The sequence below is a fragment of the Paenibacillus sp. PK1-4R genome, from assembly GCF_030369595.1.
In the GTDB taxonomy this organism is placed as follows: Bacteria; Bacillota; Bacilli; order Paenibacillales; family Paenibacillaceae; genus Paenibacillus.
Genome location: NZ_CP126535.1, coordinates 712,764 through 736,839, shown reverse-complemented (window position 1 = coordinate 736,839; position 24,076 = coordinate 712,764). Strand labels below are relative to the sequence as shown.

Genomic DNA, 24,076 nt, shown 5'->3' with positions numbered 1-24,076 from the left:
GCCAGCGTGTTCACAAACATCCCTATCATCGGCTCTGTATCGCCATGGGTCCGTCCAGCCACCGGGGTCCCGACCACCATGTCTGTCTGCCCCGTATACTTGTGCAGCCACACGTTATACGCCGCCAGCAGCACCATATACAGCGTTGCTCCGGTCTCTGTCGCAATTCGCTTCAGCCCTTCGGCTACCTCCGCACTGATCTGCGTATGAACCTGCCCACCTTCGCTACTTGGTACCGCCGGACGTGTCCGGTCGGTCGGCAGCTCCAGTACCGGCACTTCCTCCGCATACGCCGACAGCCAGTACGCTTCATGTGCTTGCATCCGTTCCACCTCAAGCGTACTTTGCTGCCACACGGCGTAGTCTTTGTACTGGATCTGCAGCGGCGCCAGCTCCTCGCCACCATACGCCGTGAGGAAGTCCGATACTAAAATAGTCATCGACATGCCGTCCGACACGATATGATGCATGTCCCACACCAGCCAGTAGCGCTCTTCCCCCAGTCGCAGCAGTGCAGCTCGGAGTAACGGCGCCTGTTCCAGCGCGAACGGTCGCACGAACCGCTCACTGAACTCCCATGCTTCTGCTTCGTCTACTTCCCGGTAGACCCACTCCAACGGTACGTCTTCATGCACCTGTTGTCTGGGTTCGCCGTCTACCCAGCTAAACGACGTGCGCAGCGATTCGTGACGATGGATGACCGACCGAATCGCTTGAGCCAGCTGATCTTCGTCGATCTTTCCGGTAAGTTCCATCACGCCCGGCATATTGTACCGCGTGCTCTCCGGCTCCATCTCGTGCAGTACGGCCAACCGCCGCTGCGCCGATGACAACGGGTACGATGTCTGTATTGCCGCGGGTTCAATCCGGCCATAGTTGCTTCGTTCCGTGCTACGCACATATTCCGCCAATGCCTTCACTGTCGGTCGCGCGAACAGCTCTCGCAATGGCAGCTCCACCGCCAGCTGCTGATGCACGCGCGACACCAAGGTCACTGCTTTCAGCGAGTGTCCTCCGCGCGCGAAGAATGAGTCACCAATCCCTATCTCGCTTACGCCCAGCACTTCCGCAAATAGCTCCGCCAAGTGCATCTCCAGTGCATCCCGCGGCGCTTCATAAGCTTTCATGTATGTCTCTCGGTCTGGTTCCGGAAGTTCCTTGCGGTTCACCTTACCGTTGTTATTAAGTGGAATGGTCTCCAGCTCCACAAAATAGGACGGGATCATATAGTCTGGCAGATATCGAGACAGGTAAGCTCGTATTTCAGTTACTACTAGCGGCAAGTTGCATACCAGATAAGCGCATAGATATGCCTGCCCTTGCTCATCGTTCCGAGACAATACCACTGCTTGGCGGATGTGCTCGTACTCTTTCAGCTTAACTTCAATCTCTCCGCACTCAATACGATATCCCCTAATTTTCACTTGGTGGTCCATTCGTCCCATGTAGACAAGGTTACCGCCCGACTGCCATCTCCCAAAATCCCCTGTCCGATACATCCGCGTACCTGGCTCAAATGGATTATCCACGTATTTCTTCATTGTCAGTTCAGGCTCATTAATATAACCGCGTCCTAAACCGTCGCCTGCTATACATAGCTCCCCTACAACGCCAATCGGCTGTAGTTGATTATATGAATTTACAACATAGTACCGCATGTTAGCATTCGGACTTCCAATTGTCGCTGTCTTCTCTACGCTGACATCTCGCAACATCGACCAGACCGTCGTTTCCGTCGGGCCATACATGTTATATATCGCTGCAGAAGACAGTGATTGCAATTGATTCAGCAAATCCTCTGGTAGCGTCTCCCCGCCAACCATGATGTCGCTCACGCTCTCCAGCCAGGAATAATCAGAACCAACAGCTAATAGCGTATGAAGCCTTGAAGGTGTTCCTTGCACCATTGCTATTTTATAGCGCTTAATCAGTTCCGTTAATTGCTGCGGATCTCTCTGCTGATCCTGGGTGGCCACAATGATGCGCATGCCCCGGGTTAAAGCCAGTAATGTCTCAACGACCGAGATATCGAAGGACAATGTCGCTGCGAATAGGATCGGCTTGGTCGGCTCAAATGTAATCCTCGCTGTCATACCAAAGAAAAAATTGACGACGGAGCGATGCTCGATCATTACGCCTTTCGGCTGACCGGTCGTCCCAGACGTGTATATCACATACGCTAAATGGCTTGGCATCACTGTGAAATTGGGATTCGTTTCAAGCCGCTCACTTGTCTCTACATCCTCAAATTGCAGCATACGCCCTTGAAACTCATAAGTTTCCATTCCCTGATGACGCAAAAGTACACGTGCGCCACTGTCCTTAAGCATCGATCGGATACGTTCAAACGGTAACACCGGGTCGATCGGCAAATATGCACCGCCTGCCTTCAATATCCCCAGTAAGCCGATGATCATTTCTAACGAACGCTCAGCTGCAATTCCAATTACCGTATCCGGCCCCACACCTTGCTCACGCAGCGTCCACGCCAGCTGATTCGCCCGCGCGTTCAGCTCCGCATAGGTCAGCTGCTGATCCCCGTATACCACTGCCACCGCATCCGGTGTCTGCTCTACCTGCGCTTCGAATAACCCATGAATCGTTGCTTCCCGCGGATATGCCATCGCTGTGTCATTAAATGCATGCAGCAGCTGTTGTTTCTCCTCTGAGGTAACCAGCTCATACGTACCAATCCTTGCTTCCGGCTGCGCTGTGATTTGGGACACGAGCTGCACAAAATGCATCAGGTATCGTTCCACGGTCTCCTCATTAAACAGCGTGCTACTGTATTCCAACACTAGCTGCAACCCTTCAACACTCTCTGTAATGTTTAGCAGCAGATCAAACTTTGTCGTCGAATGATGGAGTTCAACCGGACGAACATCTACTCCTGCCAGCTCAAATCGTGCCTGCTCCATGTTTTGCAGCACCAGCATCGTATCAAACATCGGGTTACGGCTCAGATCACGGCGCACATCCAACTTCTCCACCAGTTCCTCAAACGGATAGTCCTGATGGTCAAATGCCGCCAGCGTCCGCTCTTTCACTTCGCGCACGAAGTCCATGAACGACTTGTCCCCCGATGGCGCGTTACGCAGTGCCAGCGTGTTGACAAACATGCCAATCATCGGTGCCATATCCTCATGCGTCCGTCCGGCCACCGGGGTCCCGACCACCATGTCCGTCTGCCCAGTATACTTGTGCAGCCACACGTTGTACGCCGCCAGCAGTACCATATACAGCGTTGCTCCCGTTTCATCCGCGATTCGTTTCAGCCCTTCTACGGTCTTGGCATTCACTTCCGTATGGACTTGCCCACCTTCGCCGCTTGGCACCGCCGGACGTATCCGATCGGTCGGCAGTTCCAGCACCGGCACTTCCTCGGCGTAGACCGATAGCCAGTATGCTTCATGCGCTTGCATCCGCTCCACCTCAAGCGTGCTCTGCTGCCACACGGCGTAGTCCTTGTACTGAATCCGCAGCGGTGCCAGTTCCTCTCTCGCATATGCCGTGAGAAAGTCTGACACCAACAGAGTCATCGACACCCCGTCCGACACGATGTGATGCATGTCCCACATCAACCAGTAGCGGTCTTCCGCCAGTCGCAGCAATGCAGCTCGGAGTAACGGCACCTGTTCCAGCGCAAATGGTCGCACGAACTGCTCACTGAACTCCCGTGCTTCTGCTTCGTCTACTTCCCGGTAGACCCACTCCAACGGCACGTCTTCATGCACCTGTTGTCTGGGTTCACCGTCTACCCAGATAAACGACGTGCGTAGCGATTCGTGACGATGGATGACCGACCGAATCGCTTGTGCCAGCTGATCTTCGTCGACCTTTCCGGTGAGTTCCATCACGCCTGGCATGTTGTACCGCGTGCTTTCCGGCTCCATCTCGTGCAGCACAGCCAACCGCCGCTGCGCCGATGACAATGGATACGTGGACTGCGGCACTGCAAGCTCAATTCGGCCGTAGTCTCTTTGTTCTGCCCAGCGTATATAGTCGGCCAGCGCCTTTACTGTCGGCCGCGCAAACAGCTCTCGCAGTGGCAGCTCCACCGCCAGCTGCTGATGCACGCGCGACACCAAGGTCACTGCTTTCAGCGAGTGTCCTCCGCGCGCGAAGAATGAGTCGTCAATCCCTATCTCGCTTACGCTCAGCACTTCCGCAAATAGCTCCGCCAAGTGCATCTCCAGTGCATCCCGCGGCGCTTCATAGCTTTCCGTGTACCCTTCCCGATCTGGCGCTGGCAGCGCCTTGCGGTCCACCTTACCGTTGCTGGTAAGTGGAATCGTCTCCAGCTCCACAAAGTAAGACGGGATCATATAGTCCGGCAGCTGGGCTGCCAAGTGTTCCCGTAGCTCGGGTACCGGCATCACTTTGTCACTCACAAGGTACGCGCACAGGTATGCCTCGCCTTGTTCATCCTTCCGGTCCATGACGACCGCTTCCCGGATCTGGGCATGGGTCAAAAGCTGCGCCTCGATCTCCCCACACTCGATCCGGTAGCCCCGGATCTTCACTTGATGGTCCATCCGGCCTAAGTATTCTACGTTCCCATCCGGCAGCCACCTTGCCAGATCCCCTGTCCGATACATTTTCGTCCCCGGCTCAAACGGGTTGTCGACGAACTTCTCCGCCGTCAGCTCCGGCTGGTTAAAGTACCCCCGCGCCAATGCATCTCCCGCGATGTACAACTCACCTAACACACCGATCGGTTGGAGTTGTAACTGGTCATTCACAATGTACAGCTGTGTATTGGCCAGTGGTTTACCGATTGGTATAGCTGTTTTCATGTGAGAGGACATGCAGTCAAAATAGGAAACTTCGGCCGCTTCCGTTGGCCCATACAGGTTGTGAAGCGTTGCTCCACTTCCTTCCAATAGCTTATAAAAACCGGTCACATGCTGCGGCTTTAGTGCCTCGCCGCTGGCAAAGACCCGCCGCAAGCTGCCCAGCTTTTCTTGGTGGAATACTTGGCCCGCTTGCTCCAGGAAGACGCTCAGCATTGATGGTACAAAATGCATTACTGTAACCCCATGCCGCTCAATGGTTTTGGCCAGTACTACGGGATCTTTCTCTCCCTGCGGCGCAAGCATGCAGATCCGGGATCCGGTCGTGCCCCACCAGAACAGCTCCAATACCGAAGCATCAAATGTGATTGGCGTCTTCTGCAACAGGACATCTTGCTCCCCAATAGGGTAACAATGTTGCATCCATTGCAGCCTGTTAATGACTGAACGGTGACCCATCATCACCCCTTTCGGGTTCCCTGTTGTCCCTGAGGTGTAGATCACGTAAGCCAAACTATCAGAATCCTGCTCTAACGGCGGGTTGCTTTCAGATTGCCCTTGCCCTTGAGGTGTCAATTCGACAACGGCTCCTTCGAATCCGCATGAATCCATGCCAGAATCTAACAGCAGTACTAGCGCACCGCTGTCTCTGAGCATATACCCGATGCGTTCAGCAGGCAGCGATGGGTCAATCGGCAGGTACGCCCCGCCGGCTTTCAAGATGCCATAGAGCCCGACCATCAGCTCCAGTGAGCGTTCTGCCATAATCGCCACGATACACTCTGGCCCCACACCTTGCTCGCGCAGCGTCCACGCCAGCTGATTCGCCCGCGCATTCAACTCCGCATAAGTCAGTTGCTGATCTCCATACACCACCGCTACCGCATCTGGCGTCCGCTCCACCTGCGCTTCGAACAACCCGTGAATCGTTGCTTCCCGCGGATATTCCGCCGCTGTGTCGTTGAATTCGTGCAGTAATTGCTGTTTCTCCTCTGGCGTAACCAGCTCATACGTTCCAATTCTTGCTTCCGGCTGCGCTGTGATTTGGGACAACAGCTGCACATAGTGCATCAGGTACCGCTTGGCCGTCGCCTCGTTAAACAGCGCGCTGCTGTATTCCAGCCACAACTGTATTCCTTGATTTTCCTCCGTAATATTTAGGAGCAGATCAAATTTCGTCGTCGAATGATGGAGTTCGACCGAACGAACGTCTACACCCTCCAGCTGCAAAGAGGCTTGCTCCATGTTCTGCAGCACCAGCATCGTATCAAACAACGGGTTGCGGCCCAGATCACGACGCACATCCAGCTTCTCCACCAGTTCCTCAAACGGATAGTCCTGATGGTCAAATGCCGCCAGTGTCCGTTCCTTCACTTCACCCACAAAGTCCATGAAGCACTTCTCCCCCGACGGCGCGTTACGCAGCGCCAGCGTATTCACGAACATCCCAATCATCGGTGCCATATCCTCATGCGTCCGTCCGGCCACCGGGGTCCCGACCACCATGTCCGTCTGCCCGGTATACTTGTGCAGCCACACGTTGTACGCCGCCAGCAGTACCATATACAGCGTTGCTCCCGTTTCATCCGCGATTCGTTTCAGCCCTTCTACGGTCTTGGCATTCACTTCCGTATGGACTTGTCCGCCTTCACTGCTTGGCACCGATGGTCGCGTCCGGTCGGTCGGCAGTTCCAATACCGGCACTTCCTCGGCGTAGACCGACAGCCAATACGCTTCATGTGCCTGCATCCGCTCCACCTCAAGCGTGCTCTGCTGCCACACGGCGTAGTCCTTGTACTGAATCCGCAGCGGTGTCAGTTCCTCTCCGGCATATGCCGATAGGAAGTCTGACACCACCAGGGTCATCGACACCCCGTCTGACACAATATGATGCATGTCCCACACCAGCCAGTAGCGATCTTCCGCCATTCGCAGCAGTGCAGCTCGGAGTAACGGTGCCTGCTCCAAAGAGAATGGTCGCACGAACCGCTCACTGAACTCCCATGCTTCTGCTTCGTCTACTTCCCGGTAGACCCATTCCAACGGCACGTCTTCATGCACCTGTTGTCTGGGTTCGCCATCTACCCAGATAAACGACGTACGTAGGGATTCGTGACGATGGATGATCGAACGAATCGCTTGTTCCAGTCGATCTGCATCGACCTTGCCGGCGAGTTCTACGACACCCGGCATATTATACCGCGTGCTCTCCGGCTCCATCTCGTGCAGTACGGCCAACCGCCGCTGTGCTGACGACAACGGGTACGATGTCTGTATTGCTGCGGGTTCAATTCGGCCGTAGTCCCTTTGTTCTGCCCAGCGTATATAGTCGGCCAGCGCCTTTACTGTCGGCCGCGCAAACAGCTCTCGCAGTGGCAGCTCCACCGCCAGCTGCTGATGCACGCGCGACACCAAGGTCACTGCTTTCAGCGAGTGTCCTCCGCGCGCGAAGAATGAGTCACCAATCCCTATCTCGCTTACGCTCAGCACTTCCGCAAATAGCTCCGCCAAGTGCATCTCCAGTGCATCCCGCGGCGCTTCATAGCTTTCCGTGTACCCTTCCCGATCTGGCGCTGGCAGCGCCTTGCGGTCCACCTTACCGTTGCTGGTAAGTGGAATCGTCTCCAGCTCCACAAAGTAAGACGGGATCATATAGTCCGGCAGCTGGGCTGCCAAGTGTTCCCGTAGCTCGGGTACCGGCATCACTTTGTCACTCACAAGGTACGCGCACAGGTATGCCTCGCCTTGTTCATCCTTCCGGTCCATGACGACCGCTTCCCGGATCTGGGCATGGGTCAAAAGCTGCGCCTCGATCTCCCCACACTCGATCCGGTAGCCCCGGATCTTCACTTGATGGTCCATCCGGCCTAAGTATTCTACGTTCCCATCCGGCAGCCACCTTGCCAGATCCCCTGTCCGATACATTTTCGTCCCCGGCTCAAACGGGTTGTCGACGAACTTCTCCGCCGTCAGCTCCGGCTGGTTAAAGTACCCCCGCGCCAATGCATCTCCCGCGATGTACAACTCACCTAACACACCGATCGGTTGGAGTTGTAACTGGTCATTCACAATGTACAGCTGTGTATTGGCCAGTGGTTTACCGATTGGTATAGCTGTTTTCATGTGAGAGGACATGCAGTCAAAATAGGAAACTTCGGCCGCTTCCGTTGGCCCATACAGGTTGTGAAGCGTTGCTCCACTTCCTTCCAATAGCTTATAAAAACCGGTCACATGCTGCGGCTTTAGTGCCTCGCCGCTGGCAAAGACCCGCCGCAAGCTGCCCAGCTTTTCTTGGTGGAATACTTGGCCCGCTTGCTCCAGGAAGACGCTCAGCATTGATGGTACAAAATGCATTACTGTAACCCCATGCCGCTCAATGGTTTTGGCCAGTACTACGGGATCTTTCTCTCCCTGCGGCGCAAGCATGCAGATCCGGGATCCGGTCGTGCCCCACCAGAACAGCTCCAATACCGAAGCATCAAATGTGATTGGCGTCTTCTGCAACAGGACATCTTGCTCCCCAATAGGGTAACAATGTTGCATCCATTGCAGCCTGTTAATGACTGAACGGTGACCCATCATCACCCCTTTCGGGTTCCCTGTTGTCCCTGAGGTGTAGATCACGTAAGCCAAACTATCAGAATCCTGCTCTAACGGCGGGTTGCTTTCAGATTGCCCTTGCCCTTGAGGTGTCAATTCGACAACGGCTCCTTCGAATCCGCATGAATCCATGCCAGAATCTAACAGCAGTACTAGCGCACCGCTGTCTCTGAGCATATACCCGATGCGTTCAGCAGGCAGCGATGGGTCAATCGGCAGGTACGCCCCGCCGGCTTTCAAGATGCCATAGAGCCCGACCATCAGCTCCAGTGAGCGTTCTGCCATAATCGCCACGATACACTCTGGCCCCACACCTTGCTCGCGCAGCGTCCACGCCAGCTGATTCGCCCGCGCATTCAACTCCGCATAGGTCAGCTGCTGATCTCCATACGCCACCGCTACCGCATCTGGCGTCCGCTCCACCTGCGCTTCAAACAGCCCGTGAATCGTTGCTTCCCGCGGATATTCCGCCGCTGTGTCGTTGAATTCGTGCAGTAATTGCTGTTTCTCCTCTGGCGTAACCAGCTCATACGTTCCAATTCTTGCTTCCGGCCGTACTGTGATTTGGGACAACAGCTGCACATAGTGCATTAGGTACCGCTTGGCTGTCGCCTCGTTAAACAGCGCACTGCTGTATTCCAGCACTAGCTGCAGTCCGTGATCACTCTCCGTAACGTTCAACGTTAAGTCAAATTTCGTTGTCAGGTGGCTGATCTCAACCGGACGAACCTCTACACCCGCCAGCTCAAATCGTTCCTGCTCCATGTTCTGCAGCACCAGCATCGTGTCAAACAACGGGTTGCGGCCCAGGTCACGACGCACATCCAGCTTCTCCACCAATTCCTCAAACGGATAGTCCTGATGGTCAAATGCCGCCAGTGTCCGTTCCTTCACTTCACCCACAAAGTCCATGAAGCGCTTCTCCCCCGACGGCGCGTTACGCAGCGCCAGCGTATTCACGAACATCCCAATCATCGGTGCCATATCCTCATGCGTCCGTCCGGCCACCGGGGTCCCGACCACCATGTCCGTCTGCCCAGTATACTTGTGCAGCCACACGTTGTACGCCGCCAGCAGTACCATATACAGCGTTGCTCCCGTTTCATCCGCGATTCGTTTCAGCCCTTCTACGGTCTTGGCATTCACTTCCGTATGGACTTGTCCGCCTTCACTGCTTGGCACCGATGGTCGCGTCCGGTCGGTCGGCAGTTCCAATACCGGCACTTCCTCAGCGTAGACCGACAGCCAATACGCTTCATGTGCCTGCATCCGCTCCACCTCAAGCGTGCTCTGCTGCCACACGGCGTAGTCCTTGTACTGAATCCGCAGCGGTGTCAGTTCCTCTCCGGCATATGCCGATAGGAAGTCTGACACCAACAGGGTCATCGACACCCCGTCTGACACAATATGATGCATGTCCCACACCAGCCAGTAGCGATCTTCCGCCATTCGCAGCAGTGCAGCTCGGAGTAACGGTGCCTGCTCCAAAGAGAATGGTCGCACGAACCGCTCACTGAACTCCCATGCTTCTGCTTCGTCTACTTCCCGGTAGACCCATTCCAACGGTACGTCTTGATGCACCTGTTGTCTGGGTTCGCCATCTACCCAGATAAACGACGTGCGTAGCGATTCGTGACGATGGATGATCGACCGAATCGCTTGTGCCAGCCGATCTGTGTCGATCTTTCCGGTAAGTTCCACCACGCCCGGCATGTTGTACCGCGTGCTCTCCGGCTCCATCTCGTGCAGTACGGCCAACCGCCGCTGCGCCGATGATAACGGATACGTTGTCTGTATTGCTGCGGGTTCAATCCGGCCATAGTTGCTTCGTTCCGTGCTACGCACATAGTCCGCCAATGCCTTCACTGTCGGTCGCGCGAACAGCTCTCGCAATGGCAGCTCCACCGCCAGCTGCTGATGCACGCGCGACACCAAAGTCACTGCTTTCAGCGAGTGTCCTCCGCGCGCGAAGAATGAGTCACCAATCCCTATCTCGCTTACGCCCAGCACTTCCGCAAATAGCTCCGCCAAGTGCCTTTCCAGTGCATCCCGCGGCGCTTCATAGCTTTCCGTGTACACTTCCCCTTCTGGCGCAGGTAGCGCCTTGCGGTTCACCTTACCGTTGCTGCTAAGTGGAATCGTCTCCAGCTCCACAAAGTAAGACGGGATCATATAATCCGGCAACTGGGCTGCCAAGTGTTCTCGTAACTCGGGTACCGCAACCGCTTCGTCACTCACAAGGTACGCGCACAGGTATGCCTCGCCTTGTTCATCTTCGCGGGCCAGCACGACCACTTCGCGAAGATGTGCATGGGTCAGTAACTTCGCCTCGATTTCTCCGCATTCGATCCGGTAGCCCCGGATCTTCACTTGATGATCCATTCGGCCCAAGTATTCTACGTTCCCATCCGGCTGCCATCTCGCTAAATCGCCTGTCCGATACATTTTCGTCCCCGGCTCAAACGGGTTGTCAACGAATTTCTCCGCCGTCAGTTCCGGCTGGTTCACGTATCCGCGGGCCAGACCGTCCCCTGCAATGCACAGTTCACCCGCAACACCCATCGGCTGTAGCTGCAAATGCTCATTCACAATATGCAGCTGTGTATTCGCGATCGGCTTGCCAATCGGCACTGCATCTTCCGCAAAGGTGGAAGCACTGTCGTAATACGTGACTTCGACTGTCGCTTCCGTCGGCCCGTACAGATTGTGAAGCGTTGCTCCACTTCCTTCCAATAGCTTATAAAAACCGATCACTTGCTGCCGCTTCAGTGCTTCGCCACTGGCAAAGACCCGGTGCAAGCTGCCCAGCTTTTCTTGGTGGAACACCTGGCCCGCTTGCTCCAGGAAGACGCTCAGCATTGATGGTACAAAATGCATTACTGTAACCCCATGCCGCTCAATGGTTTTGGCCAGCACTACGGGATCTTTCTCTCCCTGCGGCGCAAGCATGCAGACCCGGGCCCCAGTTATGCCCCACCAGAACAGTTCCCACACCGACACGTCAAACGTAATCGGTGTCTTTTGCAAAATGACATCCTGTTCTCCGATAGGGTAGCGATGCTGCATCCACTGCAGCCGGTTGATAACGGAACGATGCTCAATCAAGACCCCCTTCGGGTTGCCTGTTGTTCCCGACGTATAGATCACGTATGCCAAACTTCCAGAATCCTGCTCTAACGGCGGGTTGCTTTCGGATTGCCCTTGAGGTATCAATTCAACGGTGGCCCCTTCGAAACCACATGAATCGAGGCCAGGGTCTGACAGCAGCACTACCGCCCCGCTGTCTCTGAGCATATACCTGATACGTTCAGCAGGCAGCGATGGGTCAATCGGCAGGTACGCCCCCCCGGCTTTCAGGATGCCATAGAGCCCGACCATCAGCTCCAGTGAGCGTTCTGCCATAATCGCCACGATACACTCTGGTCCCACTCCTTGCTCCCGCAGCGTCCACGCCAGCTGATTCGCCCGCGCATTCAACTCCTCATAGGTCAGCTGCTGATCTCCATACACCACCGCTACCGCATCTGGCGTCCGCTCCACCTGCGCTTCAAACAACCCGTGAATCGTTGCTTCCCGCGGATATTCCGCCGCTGTGTCGTTAAATCCGTGCAGCAATTGCTGTTTCTCCTCTGGCGTGACCAGCTCATACGTACCAATTCTTGCTTCCGGCTGCGCTGTGATTTGGGACAACAGCTGCACATAGTGCATCAGGTACCGCTTGGCTGTCGTCTCGTTAAACAGCGCACTGCTGTATTCCAACACTAGCTGCAGTCCGTGATCACTTTCTGTAACGTTCAACGTTAAGTCAAATTTTGTTGTCAGGTGGCTGATCTCAACCGGACGAACATCTACGCCCTCCAGCTCAAATCGTTCCTGCTCCATGTTCTGCAGCACCAGCATTGTATCAAACAATGGGTTGCGGCCCAGATCACGCCGCACATCCAGCTTCTCCACCAATTGCTCAAACGGATAGTCCTGATGGTCAAATGCCGCCAGTGTCCGTTCCTTCACTTCACCCACAAAGTCCATGAATCGCTTCTCCCCCGACGGAGCGTTACGCAGCGCCAGCGTATTCACGAACATCCCAATCATCGGTTCCGTATCCTCATGCGTCCGTCCGGCCACCGGGGTCCCGACCACCATGTCCGTCTGCCCGGTATACTTGTGCAGCCACACGTTGTACGCCGCCAGCAGCACCATGTACAGCGTAGCTCCGGTATCGACTGCAATTTGTTTCAGCCCCTCGGCTACGTCCATACTGATTTGCGTATGAACCCGCTGGCCTTCACTGCTCGCCACCATCGGACGTTTCCAGTCGGTCGGCAGTTCCAGCACTGGCACTTCCTCGGCGTAGACCGACAGCCAATACGCTTCATGCGCTTGCAGCCGCTCCACCTCAAGCGTACTCTGCTGCCACACGGCGTAGTCCTTGTACTGAATCCGCAGCGGTGTCAGTTCCTTTTCAGCATATGCCGTTAGGAAGTCTGACACCAACAGGGTCATCGACACCCCGTCTGACACAATATGATGCATGTCCCACACCAGCCAGTAGCGGTCTTCCGCCAATCGCAGCAGTGCAGCTCGGAGTAACGGCGCCTGTTCCAGCGCGAACGGTCGCACGAACCGCTCACTGAACTCCCATGCTTCTGCTTCGTCTACTTCCCGGTATACCCATTCCAACGGTACGTCTTCATGCACCTGTTGTCTTGGTTCGCCATCTACCCAGATAAACGACGTACGTAGGGATTCGTGACGATGGATGATCGACCGAATCGCTTGTGCCAGCCGATCTGCGTCGATCTTTCCGGTAAGTTCCATCACGCCCGGCATGTTGTACCACGTGCTCTCCAGCTCCATCTCGTGCAGTACGGCCAACCGCCGCTGCGCCGATGACAACGGGTACGATGTCTGTATTGCCGCGGGTTCAATCCGGCCATAGTTGCTTCGTTCCGTGCTACGCACATAGTCCGCCAATGCCTTCACTGTCGGTCGCGCGAACAGCTCTCGCAATGGCAGCTCCACCGCCAGCTGCTGATGCACGCGCGATACCAAGGTCACTGCTTTCAGCGAGTGTCCCCCGCGCGTAAAGAACGATTCGCTAATCCCCATCTCGCTTACGCCCAGCACTTCCGCAAATAGCTCCGCCAAGTGCATCTCCAGTGCATCCCGCGGCGCTTCATAGCTTTCCGTGTACCCTTCCCGATCTGGCGCCGGCAGCTCCTTGCGGTCCACCTTACCGTTGCTGCTAAGTGGAATCGTCTCCAGCTCCACAAAGTAAGACGGGATCATATAGTCTGGTAGCTGGGCTGCCAAGTGTTCCCGTAGCTCAAGCACCGGAGCAACTTCATCGCTCACAAGGTACGCGCACAAGTACGCCTGGCCCTGGTCGTCCTTCCTATCAACGACGACCGCTTCGCGGATATGCGCATGGGTCAAAAGCTGCGCTTCGATCTCCCCGCACTCGATCCGGTAGCCCCGGATCTTCACTTGATGGTCCATCCGGCCCAAGTACGCTATGTTCCCATCCGGCAGCCATCTTGCTAAATCGCCCGTCCGGTACATTTTCGTCCCCGGCTCAAACGGGTTGTCAACGAATTTCTCCGCCGTCAGCTCCGGCTGGTTTACGTATCCACGAGCCAGACCGTCACCTGCGATGCACAGTTCACCTGCGACACCCATCGGCTGCAACTGCCCCTGATCATCCACAATGTACAGCTGTGTATTGGCAATCGGCCCCCCGATAGTCACGGTCTGTTCAGCGGTCACTTCCCGCACTGCGGACCAAATCGTCGTCTCCGTCGGACCATACATATTAAACAGTGCCGCCTTGGATTTACTTTGCAAATCTGCTAGCAAATCGTCAGGCCATGCCTCTCCGCCGACCAGTACTTCCGTTACGCCTTCCAGCCATGCTTCGCAGCCCGCCGATAACAGCATCTTCAGGCGCGATGGCGTCATCTGCACCATGTCGATACCTTGGCGCTCAATTAGCCTCGCCAGCTGCTGCGGATCCTTCTGCTGTTCTTCGCTCGCTATCACGACTCGCATGCCTTCCGTAAACGCCAGCAGCGTCTCTACCACCGAGATGTCGAACGATAGCGTAGTTGCCAATAACATGGATTTGGTCGGAGCGAATGGGATCACTCCTGTCATGCCTGTCATGAAGTTAACCACGGAACGGTGTTCTATCATAACCCCTTTTGGGTTCCCGGTCGTGCCGGATGTATAGATCAGATACGCCATATCGCTCGGCGTTGCGTGAAGCACAATATTCTCTTGGGTTGGTTTTTTCTCGGCTTCTGCCAAGTCCAGTACTGCACCCTCAAATCCACATGAATCCATGCCAGGGTCTGACAGCAGCACTACCGCCCCGCTGTCTCTGAGCATATACCTGATACGTTCAGCAGGCAGCGATGGGTCAATCGGCAGGTACGCCCCCCCGGCTTTCAGGATGCCATAGAGCCCGACCATCAGCTCCAGTGAGCGTTCTGCCATAATCGCCACGATACACTCTGGTCCCACTCCTTGCTCCCGCAGCGTCCACGCCAGCTGATTCGCCCGCGCATTCAACTCCTCATAGGTCAGCTGCTGATCTCCATACACCACCGCTACCGCATCTGGCGTCCGCTCCACCTGCGCTTCAAACAACCCGTGAATCGTTGCTTCCCGCGGATATTCCGCCGCTGTGTCGTTAAATCCGTGCAGCAATTGCTGTTTCTCCTCTGGCGTGACCAGCTCATACGTACCAATTCTTGCTTCCGGCTGCGCTGTGATTTGGGACAACAGCTGCACATAGTGCATTAGGTACCGCTTGGCTGTCGCCTCGTTAAACAGCGCGCTGCTGTATTCCAGCCACAACTGTATTCCTTGATTTTCCTCCGTAATATTTAGGAGCAGATCAAATTTCGTCGTCGAATGATGGAGTTCGACCGAACGAACGTCTACACCCTCCAGCTGCAAAGAGGCTTGCTCCATGTTCTGCAGCACCAGCATCGTATCAAACAACGGGTTGCGGCCCAGATCACGACGCACATCCAGCTTCTCCACCAGTTCCTCAAACGGATAGTCCTGATGGTCAAATGCCGCCAGTGTCCGTTCCTTCACTTCACCCACAAAGTCCATGAAGCGCTTCTCCCCCGACGGCGCGTTACGCAGCGCCAGCGTATTCACGAACATCCCAATCATCGGTGCCATATCCTCATGCGTCCGTCCGGCCACCGGGGTCCCGACCACCATGTCCGTCTGCCCAGTATACTTGTGCAGCCACACGTTGTACGCCGCCAGCAGTACCATATACAGCGTTGCTCCCGTTTCATCCGCGATTCGTTTCAGCCCTTCTACGGTCTTGGCATTCACTTCCGTATGGACTTGTCCGCCTTCACTGCTTGGCACCGATGGTCGCGTCCGGTCGGTCGGCAGTTCCAATACCGGCACTTCCTCGGCGTAGACCGACAGCCAATACGCTTCATGTGCCTGCATCCGCTCCACCTCAAGCGTGCTCTGCTGCCACACGGCGTAGTCCTTGTACTGAATCCGCAGCGGTGTCAGTTCCTCTCCGGCATATGCCGATAGGAAGTCTGACACCACCAGGGTCATCGACACCCCGTCTGACACAATATGATGCATGTCCCACACCAGCCAGTAGCGATCTTCCGCCATTCGCAGCAGTGCAGCTCGGAGTAACGGTGCCTGCTCCAAAGAGAATGGTCGCACGAACCGCTCACTGAACTCCCATGCTTCTGCTTCGTCTACTTCCCGGTAGACCCATTCCAACGGCACGTCTTCATGCACCTGTTGTCTGGGTTCGCCATCTACCCAGATAAACGACGTACGTAGGGATTCGTGACGATGGATGATCGAACGAATCGCTTGTTCCAGTCGATCTGCATCGACCTTGCCGGCGAGTTCTACGACACCCGGCATATTATACCGCGTGCTCTCCGGCTCCATCTCGTGCAGTACGGCCAACCGCCGCTGTGCTGACGACAACGGGTACGATGTCTGTATTGCTGCGGGTTCAATTCGGCCGTAGTCCCTTTGTTCTGCCCAGCGTATATAGTCGGCCAGCGCCTTTACTGTCGGCCGCGCAAACAGCTCTCGCAGTGGCAGCTCCACCGCCAGCTGCTGATGCACGCGCGACACCAAGGTCACTGCTTTCAGCGAGTGTCCTCCGCGCGCGAAGAATGAGTCACCAATCCCTATCTCGCTTACGCTCAGCACTTCCGCAAATAGCTCCGCCAAGTGCATCTCCAGTGCATCCCGCGGCGCTTCATAGCTTTCCGTGTACCCTTCCCGATCTGGCGCTGGCAGCGCCTTGCGGTCCACCTTACCGTTGCTGGTAAGTGGAATCGTCTCCAGCTCCACAAAGTAAGACGGGATCATATAGTCCGGCAGCTGGGCTGCCAAGTGTTCCCGTAGCTCGGGTACCGGCATCACTTTGTCACTCACAAGGTACGCGCACAAGTACGCCTCGCCTTGTTCATCCTTCCGGTCCATGACGACCGCTTCCCGGATCTGGGCATGGGTCAAAAGCTGCGCCTCGATCTCCCCACACTCGATCCGGTAGCCCCGGATCTTCACTTGATGGTCCATCCGGCCTAAGTATTCTACGTTCCCATCCGGCAGCCACCTTGCCAGATCCCCTGTCCGATACATTTTCGTCCCCGGCTCAAACGGGTTGTCGACGAACTTCTCCGCCGTCAGCTCCGGCTGGTTAAAGTACCCCCGCGCCAATGCATCTCCCGCGATGTACAACTCACCTAACACACCGATTGGTTGGAGTTGTAACTGGTCATTCACAATGTACAGCTGTGTATTGGCCAGTGGTTTACCGATTGGTATAGCTGTTTTCATGTGAGAGGACATGCAGTCAAAATAGGAAACTTCGGCCGCTTCCGTTGGCCCATACAGGTTGTGAAGCGTTGCTCCACTTCCTTCCAATAGCTTATAAAAACCGGTCACATGCTGCGGCTTTAGTGCCTCGCCGCTGGCAAAGACCCGCCGCAAGCTGCCCAGCTTTTCTTGGTGGAATACTTGGCCCGCTTGCTCCAGGAAGACGCTCAGCATTGATGGTACAAAATGCATTACTGTAACCCCATGCCGCTCAATGGTTTTGGCCAGTACTACGGGATCTTTCTCTCCCTGCGGCGCAAGCATGCAGATCCGGGATCCGGTCGTGCCCCACCAGAACAGCTCCAATACCGAAGCATCAAATGTGATTGGCGTCTTCTGCAACAGGACATCTTGCTCCCCAATAGGGTAACAATGTTGCATCCATTGCAGCCTGTTAATGACTGAACGGTGACCCATCATCACCCCTTTCGGGTTCCCTGTTGTCCCTGAGGTGTAGATCACGTAAGCCAAACTATCAGAATCCTGCTCTAACGGCGGGTTGCTTTCAGATTGCCCTTGCCCTTGAGGTGTCAATTCGACAACGGCTCCTTCGAATCCGCATGAATCCATGCCAGAATCTAACAGCAGTACTAGCGCACCGCTGTCTCTGAGCATATACCTGATACGTTCAGCAGGCAGCGATGGGTCAATCGGCAGGTACGCCCCGCCGGCTTTCAAGATGCCATAGAGCCCGACCATCAGCTCCAGTGAGCGTTCTGCCATAATCGCCACGATACACTCTGGCCCCACACCTTGCTCGCGCAGCGTCCACGCCAGCTGATTCGCCCGCGCGTTCAGCTCCGCATAGGTCAGCTGCTGATCTCCATACACCACCGCTACCGCATCTGGCGTCCGCTCCACCTGCGCTTCAAACAACCCGTGAATCGTTGCTTCCCGCGGATATTCCGCCGCTGTGTCGTTGAATCCGTGCAGCAATTGCTGTTTCTCCTCTGGCGTAACCAGCGCTATCGATCCCACCGGCCGCTCTGCATTCGCCAGCATGTCCTGTGCAATCTCTCGGATATGCCCCTCCATTCGACGGATGAACGCTCCCTCGTATACCTTGGCGTTATACCGGAATTCAATCGATAACGCTTCGCCCGGCACTAACACCACCGTAAGGTCATAGTTCGTCTGCTCGTATGCTTCAACGTCACGGATCCCAAACGTAGCTTCATCCCTCTCACCTGCTTGGCCCATCACCTCGGCGATCGGATAGTTTTCGAATACCAAAATGTGGTCGATCAGCCCTTGCTTCAGTGGGCTCAGCCCTTGAATCTCATACAGCGGGTAATGGCTGTGCGCTTCTGAAACCAGCGCCGCATCCTGCACCTGCTGTAGCAGCGTCAGTACACTCTGCCCCGGCGTACTACGGATTCGAACCGGCGTCGTATTGATAAACAGGCCAATCATCCGCTCGATCCCTGGCACTTCTGCGGGTCTCCCTGATACGACGGCCCCAAATACCACATCTTCGCTCTGGTTATACTTTTGTAATAGCACTCCCCAGATGGTCTGCATCACCGTGTTCACCGTCACCTGCGCCTCGCGTGCCAACTGTTCCAGCCCCCGAGTCAGCTCCTGATCCAGACGGAAGGCATGGTTCTTGATTCCCCCATGTTCAGTTTTCCCCGACGCTCGGGGCACACTCGCCTGTTGCTCATAGGTCGCCAAGTACTGGCTCAGTACTGCCGCGCCGCGTCCCGGTCCTGCTGGCTGAGCCATTGCACATAGCGGCTAAATGGCTCTACGGGCCCTAGCTCGATCGGCTGGTTCGTTTGTAACCCCCGATAAATCGCCATCAGCTCCTGCGTCAGAATACTCATGCACCAGCCGTCCATGAGGATGTGATGGAAGCTCCAGATGACATGCTGTCCTCCATCTTCCCCGAGCACAAGTGTGACACGCATTAGTGCATCCTGGCTCAGCTCAAAGCCACGTTGTCGATCTGCCTGCTTCATCGACTCCAGATCCGCTACCTGATTCCTCACCTGCAGATCCACTTGTCGTTCCTGTAGCACTACCTGTACCGGTCGTCTCACCTGCTCACTTGTGAACGCCGTACGCAGCATCTCATGCCTTTCCGTTAAACGCTCCAAGCTGGTCTTGAACACGGCAACATCCAGCCTACCTTCCACCCGGAACGTAAACTGCTCGAAATACGTCGTCGCGTCTGGATCGAGCTGGGCATGAAACAACATGCCTTCCTGCATCGGCGTCAGCGGGTAAATATCTTGCACCTTGTAAGCGTAGGTTTGCTGCAAATCGCTCGCTTCCTTCGGTTCCACATCTACTAAACGGAAGTCACTCGTGGTCTTTTCGCTGTGCGTCTGCTGGGTACAGTGGGCGATCAATTGGCGAAGCTGCGCTGTATATCGCGCCATCCAGTCTTCCACCAGTTCTCTCCGGTACGTATCCGCCGCATATTCGCACGTAAACACCAGCTCCCCGCCGATCACCATCCCGTTCATGCTCAGCTTGTACGCCTTCGGGTGGGTTGGATCAATGCTGCTGCCTGTCCCGTACGCTGACGATTCAAATGCATCCGTGATCACATCCCCATCGAACTGGCCCAAGTAGTTGAAACAGATCTCCGGACGAAGATTGAACTTCAGCTCCCCTTTGTTTTCCACTGCCGTCAGGTATTTCAGTACGCCATACCCGAGCCCTTTATTCGGCACACTGCGCAGCCCTTCTTTCACTGTCTTGATACAGTCAGACAACGCCTCGCACGCCCCCAGGTCCAGCAAGGTCGGCACCATCGTCGTAAACCAGCCGACCGTACGGCTGACATCCACCCCTGCTCCGATCTCTTCCCGGCCATGCCCTTCCAGGTCCACCATAAACCGCTCTTCGCCAGTCCATTCCTGCAGCGCCAGGCCCATCCCTGCGAGCAAAATGTCATTGATTTCCGTATTGTACGCTCGTCCCACCTGGTTCAAGAGCTGCGACGTTTCGTCTCGTGACAGCCGGAGGGTCACCTCTCCAGCGGCTTCGCCCGTCCCCAGCTCATCCACGGGCAGTGCCGCAAAGGACGTCTGCTCCATTTGCCTCCAATAATCGATCTCATCCAGCTGGGCCTCACTGTCCGCATAGCGCGCCAGTGCCGCCGACCACGTCTGGAACGCGTCTGTCTTCTCCGGCAAGCGAATCTCCTCGCCTCGTTCTATCTGCTCATACCCGGTCTGTATATCTTCGAACAGAATCCGCCACGATACCCCGTCCACCACCAGATGGTGGATCACGATCAGCAGATGATCCCCCTCTCGGGTTTTCATCAGCCCCAGGCGCATCAATGGCCCCTGCTCCAGATGTAATTCCCGCTGTAAGCGGTCGGCTTCCGCCGGGATGCGTGTATCCAAAGTTGTTTCGCTGCGCAAGTCAATCACGTCCAGACCAAAACTTGCCTCGGTCAGCCCGTGATTCCACTGCACGATGCCCTGAACTTCTTCCCGGTACCTCATCCGCAGTGCATCATGATGTGCGACGATCCGTTCAAACACACACCGCAGGATGCCTTCATCGAATCCGGCCCGACGATGCAACATAACCGCCTGGTTATAATGATGTGGCAGCTGCACCGTACCCTCCAACAGTCTCTGCTGGATCGGCGTTAATCCCACTTCGCCTTCAACTGGCCCCTGATTAATCTGGTGGGCCAGCGGCTGCACATGCGAGCTTAGTTCCAGAATCGTCGGATACCGGAAGAGATCCCGGATTGCCAGGTGCAACTGGTGACCTCGCAGCCGCGCGGCGATCTGGACGGCTTTGATCGAATCCCCGCCGAGTTCAAAGAAGTTGTCTTGTATCCCGACTTGTTCAATTCGAAGCACGTCCTGCCATATCGTGACCAGTTTCGCCTCTGTCTTGCTCCGCGGCGACATGTATTGCCTTGCCGCCTGCATCCGTCCCTGCGGCGCTGGCAGCGCTTTGCGGTCCACCTTGCCGTTAGGGGTCAGCGGTAGCTTCTCCAATTCCACAAAGTATGACGGGAACATGTAATCTGGCAGCTGGGCTGCCAAGTGTCCCCGTAGCTCTGCAATGGGAACCGTTTCATCGGTCACAACATACGCGCACAAGTACGCCTCTCCTTGCTCATCCTTCTGGTCTATGACGACCGCTTCTCGGATATGTGCATGCATTAGAAGCTGCGCCTCAATTTCTCCACACTCGATCCGGTAGCCCCGGATCTTCACCTGATGATCGATCCGGCCCAAGTACTCCAGATTGCCGTCCGGCAACCATCTCGCTAAATCGCCTGTCCGATACATTTTCGTCCCCGGCTCAAACGGGTTGTCGACGAATTTCTCCGCCGTCAGCTCCGGCTGGTTCAGGTACCCCCGAGCGAGACCCTCCCCTGCGATACATAGTTCCCCCGCGACACCCATCGGCTGCAGCTGACGATGATCATTCACAATGTACAGCTGCGTATTCGCAATCGGCTTACCGATCGGCACAACCCCTTCCGCAAAGGTCGAAGCACTATCATAATACGTGACATCCACCGTGGCCTCGGTCGGCCCGTACAGGTTGTGAAGTGTTGCTTCGCTTCCCTCCATGAGCTTATAAAAACCGGTCACCTGCTGCGGCTTCAACGCTTCCCCACTGGCAAAGACACGGCGCAAGCTACCGAGCTGCTCTCGGTTAAACGCATCTCCAGCCTGCTCCAGGAAGACGCTCAGCATCGACGGGACAAAATGCATCACCGTAACCCCGTGACGTTCAATCGTTTCGGCCAGTATCACGGGATCTTTCTCGCCTTGTGGCGGAAGTAGGCACACCCGGGCCCCGGTCATGCCCCACCAAAACAGCTCCCACACCGAGACATCAAATGTGATCGGCGTCTTTTGCAAAATGACATCCTGTTCTCCGATAGGGTAGCGATGCTGCATCCACTGCAGCCGGTTGATGACGGAACGATGCTCAATCATAACCCCTTTCGGGTTCCCGGTGGTCCCCGAGGTATAGATCACGTACGCCAAACTGTCAGAATCCTGCTCTAACGGCGGGTTACTTTCCGATTGTGTTTGTCCCTGAGGTGCCAATTCGACGACAGCCCCTTCAAATCCGCATGGATCTTGGCCCGGATCTAGCAGCAGTACTGCCGTACCACTGTCTCTGAGCATATACCCGATGCGTTCCGCAGGCAGCGATGGATCAATCGGCAGGTACGCCCCACCGGCTTTCAGGATGCCATAGAGCCCGACCATCAGCTCCAGCGAGCGTTCCGCCATAATCGCCACGATACACTCTGCTCCCACACCGTGCTCGCGCAGCGTCCATGCCAGCTGATTCGCCCGCGCGTTCAGCTCTGCATAGGTCAGCTGCTGATCCCCGTATACCACCGCCACCGCATCCGGCGTCTGCTCCACCTGGGCCTCAAACAACCCATGAATTGTTGCTTCCCGTGAATAGGCTTTCGTCGTGTCATTAAATGCATCTCTAAGCTGGCCTGCTTCATCTTCATCTAATAAACGGATATCTTGAACCACGAGATTAGGTTCTTTGATAATATCCTTGATCATAACAATAAAAGAGCTATATATCTGCTTAACAATCTCATCCGAGTGATCACTTTTATAGTCGAAAGCTAATTCGATTTCATCAGTCACAGACCAATCTTTAACAGTAAACTGAAATGGATAATATTGATGTCCATTATAAACCTCACTTGCATATATGGTTAAATTCCCTAAATTAGTTACTAGTCTGGTGCCAAAGTTATTCACAACAACAGAAAATAGCTGATCTAATCCCCTTTTTCGCAATTCTAATTCTTGCACTAAATTATCGTAAGGAAATTTTTGATGGAAGTAGCATGAAACTAATTCCCGCTGGACTTCTCTGCTAAACGAGTCAAAGTTCTGCATAGCATTTATTTGAACCCGAAGTGGCATTGTACTTACAAACATGCCAATTGCAGATTTCTCTTTAGCTCCAGAACGATTTAAGACTGGAGTCCCAATTACTAAATCGTTTTCCCCCGTAGTCCGATACAAATAAGCAAGCATTAAAGAGATAAACCAAGCATTTAGTGAAATTCCACTCTTATAAAGTCTTTCTCTAATCTGTTCAGAAAGCTCTTTATTCAATTGGAAGGATTTCCGTGTTCCAACCGAATTGTTGATTATAACTTTAGAAGATCCCATAGTCGTGGGAGACTCAAAATCTTGGTAGCGTTCTAACCAAAATCCCTTGTCCTTTATGTACCGTTTAGAAACTAAATATTTTTCTTCATTTTCAGCAAAATCCAGAAAGTTGCTGCACTTCCCGACTGGACGTTTTTCGCCTTTTGCTAGCTTTTCATAAATTTCAAGAGTATCTTGGTGCCACACATACCCCGACCAGCCATCAGCAATAATATGATGCGCTTTAATAATGTATCCGCATTCATCATTACTGATTTTGAAAAGGGAAACGTAATATAAAGGGCTGTTTTCCAATTGAAACGGAATAGTTGCTTGCTTTTCTGTCCAAAGTTTAAATTCCTCATCAGGACTATCAAAATTACTGAAATCGATCATTGGCAACGGGGTATTACGGTGAGGCACATAATATTGATATGGCTCACCATCCTGGCTAAGGGAAAATCGCAATCCAAAACCTACATGGTTGCTAAGATTATAGTGAATAGCAGTTTCAATCCACTCTAAATTCGCTTCTCCTTTAAAAACAAAATACAGTGTAACATTATTTATCGAAGTATCTGGATAGTGTTGCTCCATCATCCAAATTCTTTTCTGTGCGTGTGTTAATGAAAATGTAGATTCACTCCCGCTTAACTGTTTCAT

1 protein-coding gene and 1 pseudogene (1 of these 2 running past the window's edge) are annotated in these 24,076 nt (G+C 54.7%); both read right to left on the bottom strand.

Features of this window, described 5'->3' with window-relative positions:
* Window positions 1–19,010, bottom strand: a pseudogene (locus QNO02_RS03320) (non-ribosomal peptide synthase/polyketide synthase); it reaches 31,564 nt to the left of the window's first position.
* A complete protein-coding gene (locus tag QNO02_RS03315) occupies window positions 18,968–24,076 on the bottom strand; it encodes a non-ribosomal peptide synthetase (RefSeq protein ID WP_353959102.1) in 5,109 nt (1,702 codons plus the stop codon). The pseudogene QNO02_RS03320 and the gene QNO02_RS03315 overlap by 43 nt, the downstream one beginning before the upstream one ends.